Source organism: Nostoc sp. (assembly GCF_036917395.1).
In the GTDB taxonomy this organism is placed as follows: domain Bacteria; phylum Cyanobacteriota; class Cyanobacteriia; order Cyanobacteriales; family Nostocaceae; genus Nostoc.
Genome location: NZ_JBALDI010000074.1, coordinates 1 through 21,068, shown reverse-complemented (window position 1 = coordinate 21,068; position 21,068 = coordinate 1). Strand labels below are relative to the sequence as shown.

Annotated in this window: 15 protein-coding genes and 1 pseudogene; 4 read left to right on the top strand and 12 right to left on the bottom strand. The window is 42.4% G+C overall.

From position 1 onward, the window contains the following. Nucleotides 1-470: 470 nt before the first annotated feature. The 3 genes from V7K46_RS25095 to V7K46_RS25085 form a co-directional block, all read right to left on the bottom strand. Nucleotides 471-845, bottom strand: coding sequence for a hypothetical protein (locus V7K46_RS25095; RefSeq protein WP_335117974.1), 375 nt, complete (start codon nucleotides 843-845; stop codon nucleotides 471-473). 29 nt (nucleotides 846-874) lie between these two features. After that, nucleotides 875-2,599 carry an ABC1 kinase family protein gene (locus V7K46_RS25090; RefSeq protein WP_335117972.1) on the bottom strand — a complete coding sequence of 575 codons (1,725 nt, stop codon included), beginning with the start codon at nucleotides 2,597-2,599 and terminating at the stop codon, nucleotides 875-877. A 1,159-nt stretch (nucleotides 2,600-3,758) separates the two neighbouring features. After that, nucleotides 3,759-6,416: a M1 family metallopeptidase gene (locus tag V7K46_RS25085; protein ID WP_335117970.1), complete on the bottom strand. Its 2,658-nt coding sequence runs from the start codon at nucleotides 6,414-6,416 to the stop codon at nucleotides 3,759-3,761. A gap of 534 nt (nucleotides 6,417-6,950) precedes the next feature. On the opposite strand from V7K46_RS25085, the gene V7K46_RS25080 reads away from it, so the two are divergent. After that, nucleotides 6,951-8,630 carry a DUF3352 domain-containing protein gene (locus V7K46_RS25080; RefSeq protein ID WP_335117968.1) on the top strand — a complete coding sequence of 560 codons (1,680 nt, stop codon included), beginning with the start codon at nucleotides 6,951-6,953 and terminating at the stop codon, nucleotides 8,628-8,630. A 190-nt stretch (nucleotides 8,631-8,820) separates the two neighbouring features. Here V7K46_RS25080 and mscL read toward each other — a convergent pair whose 3' ends face one another. Beyond that, on the bottom strand, nucleotides 8,821-9,249 hold the full coding sequence (gene mscL / locus V7K46_RS25075; RefSeq protein WP_335117966.1) for a large conductance mechanosensitive channel protein MscL: 429 nt from the start codon (nucleotides 9,247-9,249) through the stop codon (nucleotides 8,821-8,823). A 303-nt stretch (nucleotides 9,250-9,552) separates the two neighbouring features. Between mscL and V7K46_RS25070 the strand changes: the two genes are divergently transcribed. The 3 genes from V7K46_RS25070 to V7K46_RS25060 are packed head-to-tail and all read left to right on the top strand — an operon-like array spanning nucleotide 9,553 to nucleotide 11,661. Beyond that, on the top strand, nucleotides 9,553-10,473 hold the full coding sequence (locus V7K46_RS25070; RefSeq protein WP_335117964.1) for a class I SAM-dependent methyltransferase: 921 nt from the start codon (nucleotides 9,553-9,555) through the stop codon (nucleotides 10,471-10,473). Next, on the top strand, nucleotides 10,466-11,461 hold the full coding sequence (locus tag V7K46_RS25065; protein ID WP_335117962.1) for a PrsW family intramembrane metalloprotease: 996 nt from the start codon (nucleotides 10,466-10,468) through the stop codon (nucleotides 11,459-11,461). Before V7K46_RS25070 ends, V7K46_RS25065 begins: the two co-directional genes overlap by 8 nt. Before the next feature lie 32 nt (nucleotides 11,462-11,493). Next, on the top strand, nucleotides 11,494-11,661 hold the full coding sequence (locus tag V7K46_RS25060) for a hypothetical protein (RefSeq protein ID WP_335117960.1): 168 nt from the start codon (nucleotides 11,494-11,496) through the stop codon (nucleotides 11,659-11,661). Here the strand turns inward: V7K46_RS25060 and V7K46_RS25055 are convergent. The 8 genes and pseudogenes from V7K46_RS25055 to V7K46_RS25020 form a co-directional block, all read right to left on the bottom strand. Beyond that, complete coding sequence (locus V7K46_RS25055; protein ID WP_335117958.1) at nucleotides 11,621-12,493, bottom strand: 6-carboxytetrahydropterin synthase; 873 nt, start codon at nucleotides 12,491-12,493, stop codon at nucleotides 11,621-11,623. The two genes, V7K46_RS25060 and V7K46_RS25055, sit on opposite strands and share 41 nt — an antisense overlap. Nucleotides 12,494-13,073: 580 nt before the next feature. Continuing rightward, nucleotides 13,074-14,306 carry a LamG-like jellyroll fold domain-containing protein gene (locus V7K46_RS25050; RefSeq protein ID WP_335117956.1) on the bottom strand — a complete coding sequence of 411 codons (1,233 nt, stop codon included), beginning with the start codon at nucleotides 14,304-14,306 and terminating at the stop codon, nucleotides 13,074-13,076. 278 nt (nucleotides 14,307-14,584) lie between these two features. Continuing rightward, nucleotides 14,585-15,286, bottom strand: a complete 702-nt coding sequence (locus V7K46_RS25045; protein ID WP_335117954.1) for a J domain-containing protein — start codon at nucleotides 15,284-15,286, stop codon at nucleotides 14,585-14,587. A gap of 15 nt (nucleotides 15,287-15,301) precedes the next feature. Further along, entirely contained in the window at nucleotides 15,302-16,264 is a 963-nt protein-coding gene (gene cysK, locus V7K46_RS25040) for a cysteine synthase A (protein WP_335117952.1), read from the bottom strand. 320 nt (nucleotides 16,265-16,584) lie between these two features. Next, nucleotides 16,585-17,022: an RrF2 family transcriptional regulator gene (locus V7K46_RS25035; protein WP_273769373.1), complete on the bottom strand. Its 438-nt coding sequence runs from the start codon at nucleotides 17,020-17,022 to the stop codon at nucleotides 16,585-16,587. Nucleotides 17,023-17,345: 323 nt separating this feature from the next. Continuing rightward, nucleotides 17,346-19,067: an iron uptake porin gene (locus V7K46_RS25030; protein WP_335117950.1), complete on the bottom strand. Its 1,722-nt coding sequence runs from the start codon at nucleotides 19,065-19,067 to the stop codon at nucleotides 17,346-17,348. Nucleotides 19,068-19,678: 611 nt separating this feature from the next. Beyond that, entirely contained in the window at nucleotides 19,679-19,960 is a 282-nt protein-coding gene (locus V7K46_RS25025; protein ID WP_335117948.1) for a 4a-hydroxytetrahydrobiopterin dehydratase, read from the bottom strand. Between the two features lie 772 nt (nucleotides 19,961-20,732). Beyond that, a pseudogene (locus tag V7K46_RS25020) lies at nucleotides 20,733-21,068 on the bottom strand (photosystem II D2 protein (photosystem q(a) protein)); the annotation flags it as partial.

The following is a 21,068-nucleotide window of genomic DNA, read 5'->3' as shown; positions in this document are numbered from 1 at the left end:
CTGAAACTAACACCAAAAATACGTTTCGAGACGGCATAATTATATAGCTTGTTTCGATTTCAAGCAAATACTATATTCACATATATAATGTGAGTACTGACTACTGTAATAGTACTTATTTTTATCCGATTACTAAATCTTATGCAATCCCTAAAAGATATTAAGACGTGATTAATTGCATCTTTACAAAGGTAACCGTTCAGGGGGGATACCAAGTTAATAGGCTTTGAGCTACTATTAAGTCCTTGAATTGGAGGAAATAAGGCTAAATCATCTGACAATTTGCCTGTAACCATTATTCTCTCGTTACCCCCGTGAACGGTTACCTACAAAGCTTTGACAAATCCTGACAATAAAAGTATGAATGCTCACCGTCGCTGATGAGCATTTAGGTTGATTTTTATATTAGTGAAGTATCTTAAATATCAATACAGTTCAGTTAATAAGAACTTAACCATATTGTCCTAAATCTATGACATAGAATCTAAATCTAAAGATTGCATACCTTCGCGTTCTATAAAGGTCATCATACTTCCCAACTGCAACCAAACTAATAAACAAGTAAACAGACTAATTGGTAGACCGACTCCTAAAGCCAAAGAGGAGGGAAAGCCAAATATTTCTAAGCCTGAAGATAGAAATAGACAAGTACCGGCAGTTATGCCGAGAAATGGCACAAATAATTGTTTCAGTGAAGAACGAGGTTTAGTATTTTCCGTGCGTTCACTTGGCCATTTCTGCACAATTACTTTCAAAGTGCCAGATAATGCCAAACCAGATGTTAATGCTGTTAGAAAGCCAACAAGTAACAGAAAATAAGGCGGTTGCACAGGAAAATAGTACATGAAAACTCCTAATTTATATTAAATAATTTTTATTTTTTGTTTGCTGACTGGTTTCCAGCAAAAGACCCAAGGAATGTAGCTTTTGGGAGGATAGCAGCTGCGCCTTGCCTGGATAAGTCTGTTAAAATACCGATCGCTACATTTAGTAAACGATCCGGTTTTAAGTCATCTTTAACCAGGTTCCACAGGCGTTGGACATCTTCAGTGTGGAGGCGGTCATCTTCGGTAAGAGCAAGTACCAGTTGTCGCCGCAGAAACTTGCCTTCTTCGGACATTAAATATTGGAACCCCATCTGGGCTGTGGGCAATACATCAAAGTTGTTATCACTACGAGCGATCGCAATCAAATTTTCTAACCGCTGCCACTGGAATTTACCATCTTTGAATAACACATTCAATAATCGCCGCCGTAATTGGGGCGATTCCCCCGTCAGCAACCGCCGTGCTATATAGGGATAACCTACTTCAACAATTTTGAAATCTGGGTTGAGGCTCAGGGCAATACCTTCCTGAGTCACCAAGGAACGAATAATCAAAGCAAACTTCGCCGGCACTCGGAAAGGATATTCGTACATCAGTTCCGAGAATTCATCGGTAATAGTTTTGAAGTTAAAATCCTTGACATTTTTGCCAATAGCGTTTCCTAGCACCGCTTCTAATGCTGGCACAATTGGGCAAATATTCGTGTCTGGAGTCAGAAATCCTAATTTTACAAAATCTTCGGCTAAGTCGGTATAGTCTTTATTCACCAAATGCACTAGTGCATCTACCAGTGCTTCTTTGGAGCTTTCCTCCAACTGATCCATCATGCCGAAGTCAATGTAAGCCATACGTCCATCGGGTATGGCAAACAAATTGCCGGGATGAGGGTCAGCGTGGAAGAAACCATGTTCTAAAAGCTGTTGCAATCCTGAAGTAACACCAATTTGGATGATCGCCTCTGGGTCTAAACCTGCTTCGCGGATGCGTTTAGTATCTGTCAGCTTGAAGCCATCAATCCATTCCAGGGTTAAAACGTGGGTATTGCTATAACGCCAGTAAATTCCTGGAACTTTAACTTGCGGGTCGTTGCGGAAGTTGCTAGCAAAGTGTTCGGCATTACGGCCTTCATTAATATAGTCAATTTCTTCAAATAACTTCGTACCAAACTCGTCCACAATTAAAGTTAGGTCGTGACCAAGATTTAAAGGCAACCAAGGAGCTAGCCAACCTGCTGCCCAACGCATCAGATATAGGTCGCGTGTGATCACCGGGTGTAAGTTGGGGCGTTGCACCTTCACTGCGACTTCTTCGCCGCTGATCAGACGACCACGGTATACTTGACCCAAGCTAGCTGCTGCTACTGGGTTAGGTGACAGTTCGCTGAAACTTTCATGGATTGGACGGTCTAGCTCAGTTTCGATAATCTGATAAGCGATCGCATTATCGAAAGGTGGTAACTGATCTTGTAACTTGATCAGTTCTTCTAAGAAATCTTTGCGTATCAGGTCAGGCCTGGTAGAGAGGGCTTGACCAACTTTAATAAAAGTCGGGCCGAGCCTGGTCAGCAGTTCTCGCAACTGGATAGCTCGTTTACCTTTATTCTGCTCAACTTTATCTTGCCATTCGTCCCACTTGAGATTGAGTATAAATCCTGCAAAAGAGGAGATAATTCTCAGCAGTCGCCCCCAGGCAAGCCACGGACGGTAACTATAGTAGCGAACGATCGCATCTGGATTATAGAGTTTTAGCTGAGTAGGTTGATACTGACCCACTTTTTTGCCTCTTCCACTGAAAAATTTACAATGATGGTTTTCATGCTGACCCACAAGTTAGCTGCAAGTTCAGGGTTGCGGTAGTCTTATTATCTAAAACAACTAGAACTTTATCCTTTGGGGATATTGTTCGAGGCGATTTTAGCCTATATTACTGCCTATATTTGTTTATCTTTTTCTTAATTATACTTTATAAAACTACAACTACTTATCCAAGTTTCAGATGATTTTATCTTTTCTTAACCATTATTTATAAAAACATAAATATTTACCTATGTTGAATGTATACAAATTTAAATAAACTATGACAGTTAAGTAACTTTATTTACTAACAGTTATATGGAGCAGTAGTACTATTACTGTCTTGGATTTCATCATTTTAAAATTCAGATTGTCTTAGCCACCCATTTAGCTTTGCTTGAATACTCCTGCATTCATGGTCTTCTAAAACATTCGTCCATAATGAAGTTGATAAAATAGCACCACAGGTGACTGCTGTAACTGTAATTACAGCCCATTCAGAAGTTATTCCTAACAGAAACAGACTTTTCTTGACTAACCAGGACAAGCCCAAGCAGTATACTACTGCAATTTGACATGTTATATCCTCTGCGTATATTAGTTTCAACGAAGCCAAAGGCGCATAGAACTTACGTTAAGTCAGGTGATCTATTTCATACCAATTTTGTATGAATATGTGCCAAACTATATGACGAACGAACCGCATTCGCGCAGCGTCTCGTAGAGAAGAACGCATTCGCATAGCGTCTCGTAGACAAGGACACAAAGAAATAAATAAACAAATAAACAAATAAGAAGCCAACAAAATTTTGCGTAGCCTCACAAATAAATGGTATCAGGACTTACGCACAGGTAACGGAAAATCGAACCACAGAGGACGCAGAGAAGCCAGTGCGTTGCGAGGTTACCCCCGTTGTAGCAACTGGCGCGACACGGAGTAATAAGAGTTTGAGAGGTTTTTTGCGTAAGTCCTATATCTGTTCGGTTTTTTGCAGGACAAAATGTATAATTAGGTGGATGAATCAACCAGCGACTCATAACATAATTATCATTTAGGACTGCTATAAATTTGATAATTGGTAGTGGTTTTGCCACAATTACCAATTATCAATAAGCTACTTTTAATTATCATGTAGTGCTATTTAGATTTAGCCTCCAAGTTTTCTAAACGGCTTCTTAATTCCTGGTTTTGTTGTTTGAGTTGGTCGAAATCTTCACGCAATTGACGCAGGGTTTTTTCTGAACCAATATTCTTTTGCACCTTAGAAATTTCTTCTTCAGCATAACGAAGTACACGCCCATCGACTGCTTGTTCAGCTAGCGATCGCAAAATCCTGACTGCTTTGGGTGTTTCCATTTGTCCTAATGCTGCTGCTACCGCCACTTGCGTTAAAAAGAAGGTTTCTTTGGCTAGTTCTGTTAATTTTTCTAAAATTCGTTCCAAATTAACCGGATTCTGACCTACAGAAATCTTTCCTAAAGCGCGAATTGTGGCTAAACGTAGAGGTTGTGGTACACCAAGTTTGGTGTATTCAATTAGCACATTTAAGGCTGTTTCCGAAGTTTTGAATTCAGCTAAACCAGCAACTGCACCACTCCGCACGACTTCATTCCAACCTGCTTTCTCTTCTAAAACGCCTTTCAGCAGCTTTAATACCTTGTCTTCCTTGGGTTTTTCTTCCAAATTTGCAGATGCGATCGCCCCGATCACACGAGAGGCTGTTGCTTCCACGTAGTAGCTGGGATCGCCTTTTTGCAACAAGCTTCTCACAACTTTATAGCTTTCAGCAGTTTTGATTTGAGCAAGTGCTTCCACTACAGATCGTCGCACGTAAGCATTTTTATCTTTTAATCCAAGAACTAAGCCATCAAAGGCTTGGTCTAAATTAATTTGGGCTAGTTGTTTAGCCACTTCCACACGCACACCCCACAAGGGGTCATTTTTTAGCGCCGCAGATAGTGCTTTTGTCGCTTCTAACCCGCCTTTTTTCGCCAAAGCTTCTGCTGCATAGATGCGCGAAATCGGGTTGGGGTCAGATTCTAACTGGGCTTTTAACTCTGGTATTGGATACTCCAAAGCTACTGTTTTCAGGTAATTATTCCCAACATCAAAGCTGATAAATTGGGGCTTATTTTCCAGGGGAAAGTAGAAGCTTTGTTCACGTTCATTTACTCGTACTACAAAAGTTTTGAGTTGGGAATTATTTTTAACTCCTAACTCCTGTACAGACGCGATTAATCGCGTCTGTACTCCTAACTCTTCACTCCTCACTTCTTGTAGCGGATAGCCAAAACCAATAGGGATTTTTAAATCAAACAAATCCTTACTGCCATTTTTACCTTCAGCAGCTTGGGTTTGAGTTACTGTAATTTTTGCTAAACTAGCATCTCCATCCCAAGAGTAAGCTACTTTAAAATCGGGATGACCACCACGATAAACGTATTGGTCAAAGAGGAACAAAAGATTTCGTCCAGTAGCTTTTTCAATCGCCCTGAGTAAGTCTACTGTTTCTACAGTTTTATGGGCATTATCTTCGACAAATGTTTGGATAGCCTGCCAAAACAATTCATCTCCCAATTGAAACCGAATCATGTGATAAACACAAGACCCTTTTTCGTAGATGTGGCGATCATAAAGTTCAATAGCTTCCCGGTAAACATGTGTTACCATTGGCCGGCGGTAGCGGCTGCTATCTTCACTAATGTAACGACGAGCTTCCAATAAACGATAGTAAGCTGCTTCTTCTAGACTATATTCCTGTTCTGTCCATATCACCTCAGAGTAGGAAGCCATTCCTTCCTTAATCCAAGCATGAGACCAATGTTTAATCACTACCAAATCACCAAACCACTGGTGCGCGAGTTCGTGGACGACTAAACTTTCGGTATTACGGTTATCTAAGGCGGCGCGTTCATCCAGCAAGCATCTATCTGTTAACAGGGTTGTGGAGGTGTTTTCCATTCCGCCAAAGATGAAGTCATCGACGCAAACCTGGGCATATTTCGGGAAAGCATAGGGATAGCCATACTTTTGGCTCAAAAATTCGATCATACGGGGAGTTTTGCCCATACTGCGTTTAGCATCTTCCTCCCGTCCCTTTTCTACGTAGTAGGTGACTGGTTTACCCTTCCACTCATCCCGAATTTCCGCAAAATCACCTACTGCCAAAGTCATCAAGTAAGTAGGATGAACTTGTTGCTGTGACCAATGGTAGATTTTGTAATCACCATCTTCTGTAGTGTCAATCAGTTCGCCGTTGGAAATCGCAACCAGAGGGTTGGGAACACGGACGCGAATTTCTGAAGTAGACAATTGTCCTGGATAGTCAAAGCAGGGGAACCAAAAGCGAGAGTCTTCGTCTTCTCCCTGAGTCCAAACTTGAGTAGGCTTGTTTGGGTAGTGCTTGTCTGGTTGAATAAAATAAATACCGCGTTGCGGTTTTACCACCGAGTAGGCGATCGCAATCAGCAAGCGTTTACCAATCTGGGTCGCCTCAGAAAGTTGGATGGAAAGCTGTACCCCATCGTAGTCAAAATTTTGTGCCACCTCGTCCACCTGCACAGACTCGATATTCAGGTTGACAGCATCCAAAGTCAAACGCTCAATGCCATTACGGATTGGTAAGAGGTGAATGCTACAATTGCCCTGATAGCTTTGCTTGGGGATATCTAAGCTGAGATCAAGAAAAATATGCTCTACTTGTCCGGGGCGATCGGGGTTGTAGTGTGGTCTTGCTCCCGGTAACTCAAAAGGTTTGTGTGCGTTATTATCTGTATCAAAATAAGACTTCGACATTGATCCTTACTGACCTTGTAATCCTGAAAAGTCTGGCTTGGCTGGATGTAGTTAAGCAAAAAGCGGTGTCTGTATTTCCCAAATCAATTGAGGACTCCCCTTTGCGATTGGGGAATTGAAATTAATCTCACCCGAATTTCCGAACGTCGGCTGCCGATCCTTGGACTTTTTTCCATATCTCTCCCGCATCTACTTTTCCTGATGTTTTGCACTTTTTTGTCATCGAGTCAAGAGTCTCTTACACCTCGATAAATTCTCATTAAGTACAAATACTCCTAATTATTCTTATAACTTAGGATAGCTTGCCTCTGTTGAACAGGCTATTTTGTTTGAAATGAACAGCATATCATTTGCGGATTCGCTCCTCATTCCATTGAAATATTTTTGAGAGTAATTTTAGACCGCTAACTTATAGGACTACTAATTTTATCAGTAAATACCGATCAATGAGCGGAAATTATTAATAAATCCGAAAACTCTACAATGACACTTGTATAAATCTCGGTGACAATCTGAGCAAAAGAGGATAACAAAATGCCCGAAAGTAAATCAAAGCTTTTAATTCCTGCTATTGGCGCTGCTGTAGTTGTAGCAGGAAGTATAGCGGCTTATACGTATTTTAAAGGTTCATCAGGAGGTAGCTCAGACGCTCTAGGCAGTGCTAAAGTAGTACCTTCAACAGCGTTGATGGCAACTTATATTACTACTGACTCTCAAGGTTGGGCAAAGTTACAGCAGTTTGGCACTCCAGAAGCACAAAAGTTAGTGGCAAAAAGTCTGCAAGATTTCAATAAGCAAATATTCAGTGGCAGTAACGTTTCTTATGAAAAAGACATAAAGCCTTGGGCTGGTAGTGTAATGATTGCTGTACTGCCACCAAATCCTGTGAAATCGGCACAGTTAAACGTGCCCTCTGGGGCACCTAATGTACCAACAAATTTACAGCAGGAACCAAATATCCTGATGGTGGTGGGAATCAAGGATAAACTCAGTGCCTTGAATTTTGCTAATAAATTGAAGTCAGAAAAAGGGGTAAAATTCCAGGAATCTGACTACCAAGGTCAAAAAATTATCGAAACTAGAGAAAATGGCAAGCCAATATATAGCGTAGTTTTAAATAATAGTCACTTGGTATTAGCCCCCCAAAAGCAAGCTGTAGAAAAAGCAATTGACACCTTTAAGGGACAGTCTTCTTTTGCCAGTAAAGAAGGTGCCAGCACCATTCTCAACAAAGGAGTGGATGTCAAAAACAGCCTCGCCCAAATTTATGTACCAGACTATGCAGGGATGGTACAGCAATTAGCAGCCGCAAGTCCGCAGGCAAAGCAGTTACCTCCACAAGCCTTGGCGCAATTGAAGCAGATAAAATCTGTGGTGGCGGGTGTTGGTGTTGATGATGCGGGAGTGCGGGTAAAAGCGATCGCCAATTTAGATCCGCAACTAAATAAATTTCAGTATCAATCAAGTCCGGGAAATATAGTGGGGCAATTTCCCACTGATACCTTTGCTCTGGTTAGCGGAAACGGCATCAGTCGTGGCTGGGAAGCGCTAGTAGAACAGTCAAAAGATTATCCAGAAATGAAGCAAGCTTTGGAACAAGTGCGAGGACAACTGAAATTTGTCAATATAGACCTGGATAAGGATATTTTTGGCTGGATGAATGGGGAATTCGCCTTTGGTGCGATTCCATCTAATCAAGGGGTGTTAGCAACTGTTGGTTTTGGAGGTGCTTTAGTATTTGACACTAGCGATCGCAAAACTGCCGAAGCCACCTTGACAAAATTGGATACTCTCGCCAAAACCCAACAAATCAACGTCGCCAACAGAAATATCGGTGGTAAAGACGTAACTGAATGGCAAATTCCCCGACAGGGAGCTTTATTGGCGCATGGTTGGCTGGATCAAGATACTGTATTTGTAGCTCTTGGTGGCCCAATTGCTGACGCAGTTGCCGATCGCAAAAATCTATCTCTCGACAATGGCGATGTCTTCAAAGCCGTTACTGGTTCTTTGCAAAAACCCAACGGTGGTTATTTATACTTGGATATGGATAAAACTAAAACTGTGCCCCTGATCAATAGTTTTGTATCGTCTAACGCCGATACCATCACCATCCTGAATTCGATTCGTGGTGTTGGTTTTACCGCTATTAGTCCTGATAAATCTACTAGTGAATTAGAAATGTTGTTAGCTCTCAAGCCTACTGCAAAGTAGGGCATTGGGCATGGGGCATGGGGTATGGGGATTGAATATTTCTCCCTCACTTCCTCATTTCCCACCTTACGGGAAGTTAAAGCTACATCTCCCCCAGTCTTTTTCTTCTCTACGAGACGCTACGCGAACAATTTTGAATTTTGAATTTTGAATTTTGAATTGATTTCTCCCTCATCCCTCCAATCCCCACTTACAAAACTTGATTATTCCGAGTTTCCAAGGTTTGGTTGAGTCTATCCAACGCGCCAGTCAATCTTTCTTGGGCTACAAGGTTAGGATCTGGCAAGGGTTCATCGGCGACTTCTTCTTTTCTCTTGAATTTTCGTAAGGCTCGAATTGCTACAAATAAAACTAAGGCAATAATTACAAAGTCAACTATTGCGCCAAGAAAGTGACCAATCTTGATTCCCGGGCCAATGGCGATAGTTCTCCAGTCTTTGCCAGCAAAACTAACCAAGGGATTAATCAATGGCATGATCACATCTTCAACAAAGGAAGTGACAATCTTACCAAAAGCACCACCAATGATGACGGCGATCGCCAAGTCAACTACATTGCCTTTAAGGGCAAAATTTTGAAAATCTTTTAAAAAGCCACTTGTTCTTCTTGCTCTGGCCATATTTGACTCCAATAAGCTTAACTTACTGTTATAAATGGCACTCAGCTTTTTGCTATCCCTGTTGAGACAAATGTTGCTAAGTATCAAAATTTTACCAGTCTTGAATAAAATTCCAAAATGTAAATCGGCATAATTCTCATTTTCTCAGAACTTTGCTGCTCTCCAAATGTCAACCTTCTATAATATTTGTTGCTTGGGGCAAGCCAAAGGAGGCAGACTGCTGTTATACAATTCAATTCATTTCTAAACTGCCGTTCAGCAAGTATGTCATAAGTAAAAAAGCTGTTGAACGCAAATTAATTTATGACCGCTGCTGTAAATACTACTCCTGGCTTCGCTTCCCGTTTGGTAAATGGGGTACTGGCAATCAAGCCTTTAGCTAACTTAGCCAAGCATCAAGCTAGACAAATGATGATTAAACGTGCCGAAAGAATTGGCGTGCCTTGGACGCAAGAAGTCGAGACACTACAGGCGCGTGATTGGAAGGCTGATCTAGCTCAAGTAGAAAATCTTCAGCTTTCTTACCCAGAATACTACTTGCGGCCATTCCATGCCTACGAAGGTGGAGACCTCAGTTGGAAAGCCGCTTGGGAGCTAGAAGTTGCTGCTCGTACTGTCCATGCTGGAATTTGGCAGGATGCTGGAGCCGAAGGAGATGCTAAACTGCGCCGAAGTTACCACGATATCCTCAAAGCTCAAATCCCCAATCAACCTCAAGACATCCTAGACTTGGCGTGTGCTGTAGGTTTGAGTACCTTTGCCATCCAAGAAATTTATCCTCATGCCAAAATCACAGGCTTGGACTTATCTCCCTACTTCTTAGCTGTTGCCAATTACCGCGCTGGGCAACGTCAAGCTAAAATTAATTGGCTTCATGCCCAAGCTGAATCTACTGGGCTACCAGATGCCTCATTTGATTTAGTCTCAATTTTCTTGATGTGCCACGAATTACCCCAGTCAGTAACCCGACAAATTTTTGCTGAAATGCGGCGTGTGCTGCGTCCAGGTGGCTACTTGGCAATCATGGACATAAATCCCAAATCTGAAGTTTACAAGAAAATGCCACCCTACATTTTGACGTTGCTCAAAAGTACTGAACCGTATTTAGATGAATATTTTGCTTTGGACATTGAGCAAACTATTGTTGAGGCGGGTTTCCAAACTCCTACTATCACCAACAATACCCACCGTCACCGTACAGCGATCGCTCAGGTGAGTGGTTGATTTTTCTCTACTGCTGTGGGCAGCGATACCACCGTTGCTGCTGCTAGGCTACTACTATTGTCGGGTGCCATTTGCCCCACCTCTGTCAAGGTTGCTGATGTTCTTTATCATCGGGGCAATATCTGGTATCTTAGCCCTTAGCCTCGAATGGATTTTTGAAATTGTAGCCAACAAGGTTGGGGACTGGCATCAGATTAAGCGATGTCTCTTGACAAGCCGCTGCGCGTCTACGCTTTTTGGTATAGCCTTGCGGCAGCTCGTGGAAGTAGGCCCAATTGAAGAAGGCTGTAAGTTGGTAGCGGTTGTTGTCCCAACCTGCTATCTGCAACGCAGGTATCGATTACTTCACTCTACCGTTTTCCTCTTCACTGTAGCGGTTGCCCTTGGATTCACTGCCGAAGAGAATTGGATTTACCTTTTCCACGATACCGCATCAATTCTTGACCGGACTATAGGTACACCAGTCCACGCCATGTTCTCTGCGCCTTGGGGATATGCCTTAGGAATCTATATTTCCTCCCATACTCGGTTAAATCGAGACAAGAAGTTCATTTTTAGGGCTTGGCTAAATTCTGTAATCTGTCATGCCCTAGTTAATATCCTATCTAGTGCTTGGCGTTACTCACTACCCCTGCGTTTTCTTAGCTATGGTTTATTTCCATTTCTATTGTGGATGTTTTGGCGACTGGAACAATTGCTGCGAAAAGTGCAAGGTAAACCTGTAATTATCCTGATTTGGGACCGTACACCCCAGCGCCGTTACTGGCAGAGGAGTTTAGTGCTGTTTGCCCTCATGCTAGGTGGAAATGCTATTTTTGGGCTGTTTCTCTTAGCCAGGATTTTAAGTCCCTTAAGTCCGTCAAAGCTTTTTGATGCCGATATTTTGTGGTTTATATTTAGTCGCTTTTTACTAAATCTCTTTTTTGGAGTTTTAGCCTGGGGCATTTATCGCTATTTGCGACATTCCGCCCGGCGGCGGTATTTTTAAAATATGATTTAGAAAAATGCTAGGGGGTTTTTATGCAAACAACTCCAGTGCGTTGGACGACTGCTGACCTAGAGCTATTCGCTAGCGATTCTCGTTCCGAGACACTTCGTGAACGCAGAAATCGCTATCCTTATGTCCTATGCCTGGATTTTCAATTAGCTAAACCCGTGCTAATACTGGCTGATTCACGGCTGCGCTGACTGAATCTGATTCTGACTCAGTACAGTAGATTTCGCAGGAGTTATTGGAACTTTCAATCAGTTTCACTTTGTAAAGTTTAGCTCCCAATTCCTGAATAGGCGATCGCAGTAAATTACTAATGTAAAAAGCGATATTTTCAGCAGTGGGCACAACTTCGGCAAAGTAAGGAATGTCTTTGTTTAAAAATGTGTGATCGAATGGCTCGACCACATAATCTTCTATTACTTGGTTCAATGCCCCTAAATCGACAATCATACCGGTGCGTGGGTCAATTTTCCCTTTGACAGTAACTTCTAGATGATAGTTGTGTCCGTGACCGTGGGGACGGGCGCACTTACCATAAATCTCAGTGTTTTCTTCGTTACTGAGGTTAGGGTGAGCTAGCCGATGGGCGGCGCTAAAGTGAGTACTGATGGTGAGGTAGGCTTCCATTGCGTTTCCCATATAATCTGCCCAAAGTTCAGGATGTTCAAACAACTGCACACGAACTAAAGGTAAGTGGGGTGCTAGTCGCTGCCAAATAATCCGTGCAATATTCTCAGTGGTGGGCAGAGTTTGTTGAAATTCTGCCCACACATCGTTGAGATAAGAGAAGTCCAATTGACTGGTAACTTCCCCTGTGATTACGTGTTTCACATCGGACAAGTTCAGCACCATGCCATATTCATTCAATTCCCCGGCTAGGGAAATGAATAAAACATAGTTATGTCCGTGTCCCGGAAATCTAGAGCAAGCACCAAATTTCTCAATATTCTCGGCTTCACTCAGTTCTGGCAACCAATAACGATGACTTGCCGAAAACTGAGCGCGGCGATTAACAATACATTGCATGAGTATATTTGGAAATAAAACTTCAAAATTCTTAATTTTTTACCACTTCCAGCATAAACTAATTTCTTTGTCATTTACCATTTCTAAATAACTATACTTTTGCAGTTTTTCCACTTCTGCGATAAGTAATAATACTTATAATCTGACTTTTCACGGGATGTGGAAAAGGTCATTTTGAGGGTTTCCCAAGCCTTGATTTTTGCGTTAACTATTTTCATTAACTCAGAGCTATTGAGAATTAGACTGTGGAAAAAGCCACGCTTTTTCAGAGCTTGAGGACTTACCGTGAAAAGTCAGTTTGATTTATGGGTTGTAAAGTCAATTTGGATAGGGAATTTTCGAGATGTGTGTACACCGTAGCCTTATAGGAGAGAGAAATAGAAGTGAGGTTTTTCAGATCCCGTGAAAAGTCAGATGATCTGAGTTGCGGAACCAACAGGACTTCAAAAAAATAAAACATAGAGTAAACTCCCTCTAATAATGATTATTTTCTCATACGGATGGGGTGAGGAATAGGCAGCCGACGGCTGCCTATTCCTCACCCCATTTTTGATAATGATTATCATGAGATAAAACTATTTCACCGCAAGTTTATAATTTCAGTTGCACTCAAAGCACGATTATAGATGCGGACTTCATCAACTAGTCCATTGAAACAGTCACCCAATGGTGTCCCTTCAGCATAGTTCTCCGCTGCACCAATAGTTACTGGATTGTTATCTACTAATAGATTGCCAGTAACTGGGTTGGCACCAATTTGAACACCATCAACATAAAGACGGAGCATACTGCCATCGTATGTCCCTACCAGATGTACCCAACGATCAGCAGTTGGTAAACCTTTGTAAACATCACCTTCACCATTAGTGGTGCCTAATTCCCATTTATAGGTAGTTACTCGATTTCGCGTACCAAACCCCAAAAAGAATTGATCGGGATGGACAAGGGTGCCAATCTGTCTATTTACAACAGCCTGAAAACCCACTGGTTTACCATTTGGACGTGCCCAGGCTGAGACAGTGATTTGATTACTCATAGAGTTAAGACTAGCTGAAGCAGGTATACTGGCATGGGAACTATTCTTTCCACTCACTTGAAGAGCTTGGTCATATAGCCCAACCGTTCTGCTAGAATTAATCAACGATCCCTTATTATTATTGCCAGAGCTGTCTAAAACAGTTTTACCTGTTGCCTCATCAAATTTCCAATAGCCGATTAATCCAATTGAGCTACCATTATTGGAGTTGAATTTCTGACTGTAAATATTTTGAGCATTAACTCGAGATCCTGTCCCAGCAGTAAAGCCAACAAAGGCTTGGGAACCAAGAACAGAAGTTAAATCAATCTGGTTGGAAAGTGCTATTGTGGCAGTTGGAAGTTTAGTCGAATTTTGGGAAAGGAAAACATCCAGTTTGTCGGTATTGCCATTGTACTCAATCCAAGCATTAATTGGCTTACCGGAGTTCAGATCAATTGGTGTACCTAAGTTGGAATCAGTGACAGTACTGGTGGTTGCAAGCCCAGCAGTCACATCACCATCTCGCAGCACAGCAATGTTATTGTTGTTAGGATCTGTTGCATTCTTAGAAGTGTCAAACTTGATTGCCAGACTCTTAGTAATAGGAGTGACAGTCCCGCCATAGCCTAAATTGCCACTACTACTACCCTTAGCACTGACCTTTGCCGGACTATTTTGCAGCACAAAGGTAAATCCATCTCCTCCAAGAGTTCCACCTGTCAATTGAGATTGGAACTGGGTTTGAAAGGAGGTGTTAGTATTGAATGCAATCGGAGTGGTGTATAAAACAAACATTTACTTTGAGGACTATCGAATAGACTTGTACGAAAATTATCATCACACAAAAGAGGAAGAAATCCCTTGAAACCATCTAAATTCCGCAGGTAGGGGATTAGGGGTATGATTTTTTAAAGTATCACATCAAAAGCACATTCAATTAGAGTAAGTAGGTCGGTCTAAATAATTATCATTGGGATACTGAATTTTGGGTAAGGCTGGGATTTCTGCAAGGAGCGATCGCAAAAATCAAAATAACTAATACTCCATGCCCAATGCCGAATGCCCCATATTCATTAACTTACAGACGCTTGCGCTTCACAGTGTAATCCCGTAGCTATGCGGAATAGTTCTTGACCTGTGTGTAAATAACGCTCATCATAGTTCAAAGGAAAGTAACCCAACTCATCGAGTCCATCTGCTACTTGATCGAGGCTGTAGTAGAGGTGAGCCGCTGTTCTTGCTAGACTAGGCGGATTCGGCAGGGAGCGAAAAGTAATTTGTGCCTGCTTCAAGTCATCTCGACAGGTTTTTAAATATTCCTGAAATTCATCTAACAACTCATCATCAAAGGGATCAGCGGCTAATTGATCCATTTGTTCTTCTAACGAATAAAGAATGTTACAAAGCAAGCGATTTACTGGTTGGTAAACTTGGCGCAGCCATTCTTCTACTTGCTCGTCAACATCGCGTCCTGTTTTTCGTCTTGTCTGGTAATGCTGTTGGGCTGATGCTGTACGCTGTAGGCGATCGCTATTTAATTTTTGGGACTCATTTTGCAGTTCTTGGTCATAATTGCGGCGATTTTGGTTGTCGCCTAAGACCTCATAAGCTGCATTGATGCGGATAATCTGTTCGCGATCGGCTGTTTCCTGATTACTGTCAGGATGAAACAACTTAACCAAGCGGCGATAAGCTTGCTTAATCTCCGCAAGGCTTGCACTTGGACTAACTTTGAGAGTTTCGTAATGGTTAGAAACGTGCTTAGAATTGACCATTAATTCAATTTATCGTTAACTGACGCTAGCGGCTAATCTTGCCTCCAGGTCTTGGAACAACGGTGTACTCAAATACCTCTCACCAAAACTGGGCTGAATCATCACAATTAAAAGTCCCTTATTTTCTTGACGTTGGGCAACGCGAATTGCTGCACATAAAGCTGCTCCACTGGAAATACCAGATAGTAGCCCTTCTTCTTTTGCCAAACGCCGACTATAAGCGATCGCTTCTTCATCGGTGACTGTAATCACTTCATCAATCAATTTTATCTTTAGCACTTGGGGAATAAACCCAGCGCCAATTCCTTGGATTTTGTGTGGCCCTGGCCGTCCCCCAGATAAAACTGGGCTATTGGCTGGTTCAACTGCGATCGCCTTAGAACTCGGCTTGCGTGCTTTAATCACTTCTGCTACACCACTGATCGTACCACCTGTGCCGACCCCTGCCACGATCATATCTACTTGTCCATCGGTATCTTCCCAGATTTCAAGCGCTGTGGTTTCCCGATGCACTTTTGTATTGGCTGGATTGCGGAATTGCTGCAACATATAGGTATTTGGTGTAGTATTAACCATTTGCTGCGCTCGCCCAATTGCCCCACTCATGCCTTCCATTCCTGGCGTTAGTTCCAGTTCTGCTCCATAGGCCCGCAACATTGCCCGACGCTCCCCACTCATCGTCTCTGGCATTGTCAAAATTAATCGATAACCCTTGGCTGCTGCTGCCATTGCTAGGGCAATTCCTGTGTTTCCAGAGGTAGGTTCTACCAATATTGTCTTCCCAGGAGTAATCAGCCCCTCTTCCTCGGCGGCGTTAATCATACTCACCCCAATCCGGTCTTTGACTGATGCCGATGGGTTCATACTTTCCAGTTTCACTACAATTTCAGCAACACATCCTTCTGTTTGGGGAATGCGGTTCAACTGCACTAGGGGTGTACGACCAACCAGTTCTGTAATGTTACGAGCTATTCGCATATATTTAGTCCTTAGTTATTAGTTATTACTTATTAAGTTAAGTGGGTATGAATAATTAAAGGTTTCCGTGTAGCTTGCTTCCCGGTAGGGGTACGCCAACGGCATGGCAACTTTTAGAGAGGCTGCGCCAACGCTTAGAGCGAGTCTTCTCACATTGGGAGAAGGGTAAGCGGCTCCAGCCCTATTTTCTAGGGAGAGAGCCGCTTCCAGTGAGCTAATTTAATTATATTTACATTGCGTAACATAGGTTGATTTATTCTTGCCTACTTACTTATTAGTCAAGAGTCAAGAGTCATTTGCTGATGACTAATGACTCTTGACTAAATGTAGTACATGATATCCAACTGCCGCCGGGAATCTCGTTTTTCACAAAGATCCTGGAGCGTATATTTTTGCAACACTGAATTTGCCGCGCGACTTGCTTCTTGCCAAATTTCTTCTATAACCGAACTATCTAGCGTTTTGAGATTAACGTTTTCTTCACAAGTCCGCACCTCTAACCCTTCTAAACATTCCAAAATCTCAAAAAGAATGATTTTCCGGGGTTCTCGCGTTAACAGATAGCCACCTTTTGATCCACGCTGACTCTTGACTATACCCCCACGCCTCAAGGTTGCTAGTAGCTGTTCCAGATAGCGATCGGGTATGTTTTGTTGTGCTGCAATGTGTCGAATTTGCAGCGGTTCGCCGCTTTCGTAATGAGCGGCCATCTCTAATAAGGCTAGAATTGCGTATTCCGATTTACACGATAGTTCCACAAGCAGCAATAGGTTAGGGTTAGGAGTCATTCAATTTGGATTTTAGATTGAAGGAAAAATCTAAAATCTAAAATTCAAAATCTAAAATTGGCAGAGTTAGGATATTAGGCAACATGTAACTGCCAACCTTTATTAGAAAAGTTCGCTCAAAAAAAGTTACTCACGCCGTAAGTTAGAACTATTCAATTCTTAATTCACAGCTCTTAACTTTTTTAGTATACTCCGGTTACCTACTGGGGTTTATTGCTGCTACCGACAACAAAAAGCCCCGCCTGATGGCGGGGATCAATAAAGTTCAAAATTCTTAGTGGATAGTCAGCACTCTAGAAGGTGAAAGTTGTTCTAAGTGTACCGATAAACGCATCATCGTTATCGCTGTTTTGACCAGGAGAGGTCAACCAGATTACACCAGGGGTAACTGAGACATTATCCGACACGCGATACTTGTAGAAGCCTTCAAAGTGATAGGGTTTGTCATTACCAACAAAACCTGGTCGGTTAAAGGAATAGGGTTCGACACCAGCAAAAAGACCTAAAACGTTACCTTTTTTACCGAAATCAGGTAAGGCTACCCCAACACCATAGCTCCAAGCGTCAAAATCATCATTTGCACCAAAGCCGGTGATATCGTGGTAAGAGACGAAGCCACTAATTGACAGTTTGTCGCTGGGCCTAAAGGCAGCCTCCACACCGTAAGAATTACTTGAAGATCCATTTGTGGCACTTAGAAGGTTAGCTTGTCCAGTACCTACTTGAACATCTCCAAAAGTTCCATCTGATGTGGAACCTGAGTTGAACAACAAACCACCTGCGGCATTATATCCGTGAACATAGGTAGCAGCTAAAGCCAAGCGATCGCCAACACTAAAGTTCAACTGTCCTAAAGCAGCATAGTCACCCTCGGCCAGACCTGAACCAAGAACAGGAGTATTAGCTTCTGATGCCAAGTAACCCGCAGTGATTGAGCTATTTCCCAGGATACCGCCACCTTTCCCAAGGGGTAGATTGAGCGCTATACCTGCACCACCACCAATACGATAGATAGGACTTTCAGAAGCAAAGGTAGACAAAGCACCATTACCGCCGTCAGTAGTATCAAAAAAGTAAGGGTTATTGACAGCGGCATAATGGCTATGCCGTCCGCCACTAGCTGCAAGGTAAACTTGGGCTGGACCTATGGGAGCTTCATAGGTTAAGCGGTCTATTTTGACACTATTGTTCCCAGTGCTACTGACTTCAAACGTTTGTGTGCCTTCAGCAGTGTTGATCGGATTACCAGCGTTATCCCTTAGTGAAAAAGCTTGTGCATTACCAGCAGCGAGACGAGTATGTAAAACGTCTCTACCTGTGAAGCTGGTTTGCAAGTCTAAACGTACCCGATCTTGGAAGACAGTATTGTTGTTGTCACCAGTGTTACCTCCAAACGCATCACTAACGGCAAAAACGGCTTCACCGACTAATTTTGTGGTAGTGGAGAACTGATTAGCTTCTAATTCAGCAGTTCGCGCTTCTAGGGAATCGACACGACCGCGTAGGGTTGCCAATTCTGCAGAAAATTCTTCTTGCAACCGTTGCAAAGTCGCTAAATCTTGTTTGGTCACCAAGTCAGCTGTTGCTGTGGCAATCAATTCGTTAACCCGATCCAAACAGGCATTCAAACCAGCGGCAAATTCATAACGGGTTAAAGCACGGTTACCGCGATAAGTAGAATTTGGGTAACCTGCAATACAACCATAGCGCTCAACCAAGGACTGCAATGCTTGGAATGCCCAATCAGTGGGTTGTACGTCGGAAAATTGAGAAACCGATGTTACTTGAGACTGAGCGCTATTTTGGTTGCCTTCATTGCTGTAGCGATTAACTTGATCTATGGTTGTTTGAGCCAATATTTCTGGCTGTTGGGCAACTTCCGTTACACCCGGTTGTTTGGCTGGTGATACTTCAGTGGTTGTGGTTGGAGCCGCAATTGCTGTTGTCGAAACTAACAATGTTGCTCCCAAAACTGCTGGGCTAACCACTAAGGATTTCCACAAGAGATTAGACATCTTTTCTTTACTCCTCACACCTTGTTTAGATAATTGTATTCGTTGCACTTAAAATCTCAAAAATGTGACATATCATTGAAACCTGTGCATGAGGCATAGTTGCCACTACTACAATTTTAGTTTTTGCAAAGCTAATAAACGATTAACTTAGGGTTAAAAACTTATGTGATTAACTTATGCAAAAACATATGTTTATATCATAACATTATAAAACATCTGATCTAGATGGCAAGATTGGAGTGATCGGCTTAATAACTGTCACACATACTTATCTAAATATCTAGGCAGGGAGTAGGGTTTAGGGCATTTGCTCCCTACTTGGCTAAATTGCTCAAAGCTTCAGACACTTAGCAGCTTGTCAGCAAAAATCATTTCTTGTACTTAGTCCTAGTAGAAATAGAACACCAGTTAAAACACACTGGCTCGGCTATACAAACCAAGTTTGCTTGTCTAGTATTCTATGATCACAAACACCAGCTTAGGAATCAAGGGTTTTGAAACCCGCGCCCTCGAAAGCAAAACCCATAGTTATACTTTTAAAGCTTGCTAAACGCTGAATCTCGCGTCGCCGTGACTTCCAGTTTCCTAGTGCAAGATATTAGAAAAATCACTTAGTTGATTTGGGAAATCGTCCGCGCTACATCAAAGTCTGTCTGCGTCAGTCCGCCTGCATCATGTGTTGTCAGGGTAATCTTCACTTTGTTGTAGGAAATTTCTATATCTGGATGATGTCCTGCTGACTCAGCCGGCTCCACCAGCTTATTGACAAACTCAATTGCTTGGATAAAATCCTTGAATCTGCGAGTAGTCTGCAATTTGGAGTCTTCAACAGTCCAACCTGACAAAACCTTTGCATTTTCTTGAATTTCCGCCTCAGTGAGTAGTTGTGGCATATCAAAAAATTCTTATATATATCTATTACATCTTGCATTTTATGAAGACAAACCCTTTTTATTCTCCACACAGAAAGTATGGGAGGATAAACTAGGGCATAATGCGTGTATGTATATTTAAATCAAACTTAGTAGATAGACACTATTACTCACATCTGGTCAGCTGCCAAGGTTTGAGCCAAAATATTTTTCTTTTTAAGAAAACTTAAACGCGTTGGCTTTGCCCGCCGCAGGCATCGCCATCTAAGTTTTCAAAAACAACCCTTGATAAAACAAAAATCATCCATAAAAAACTATCCGCTCTGATTTAGATCAGGTGATCTAAGTCAGAGCGGTCTAGCGGGTCTTCAGGTTGCAACCAGACTGCCGGAAGGAACTCCGAGCTTGCCTAGCTACTTGAGCTAACTTAGTATCTCAGGATGACTAAGGCTAACTTTTAGAGAACAGCCCCGGCACACAGCCGGCTAACTGCAACCTGATGACCCATGCATTTACTACTTTCTATCATGGGCATCACCTCCTTGTTGCCTAAGCGGTCTTAGTCTCAAAAGGGCAGAGCATTTGCTCCGGGTTTATAACCTTCATCTAATATAACACATAAATTTAGAAATATTAACCATATAAAAAAATCCCCCACCAATAAGCGGGAGATGACTGGAGAATGGGGAATATTGACACATTCTTAGCTTATGCCAAGGAGATTATTTAATCTGGGTGGTGTCAATTCTTGGCAACCACAATCCTTATTCAGATCATGGTCGGCTTTTAATACTTAGAGAGCGTTACCGCGAGGTAGAACTTCCTCAGGGAATACAAATTGTTCGTGGGGTTGATCTTGAGGAGCCATCCAAGCGCGGATACCCTCATTCAGCAAAATATTTTTGGTATAGAAGGTTTCAAACTCCGGGTCTTCCGCCGCCCGTAATTCTTGGGAAACGAAATCATAAGCCCGTAAATTCAGGGCTAAACCGACGATGCCGACGGCGCTCATCCATAAGCCTGTGACTGGCACAAACAACATGAAGAAGTGCAACCAGCGCTTGTTAGAGAAAGCAATACCAAAAATCTGTGACCAGAAACGGTTTGCCGTCACCATTGAGTAGGTTTC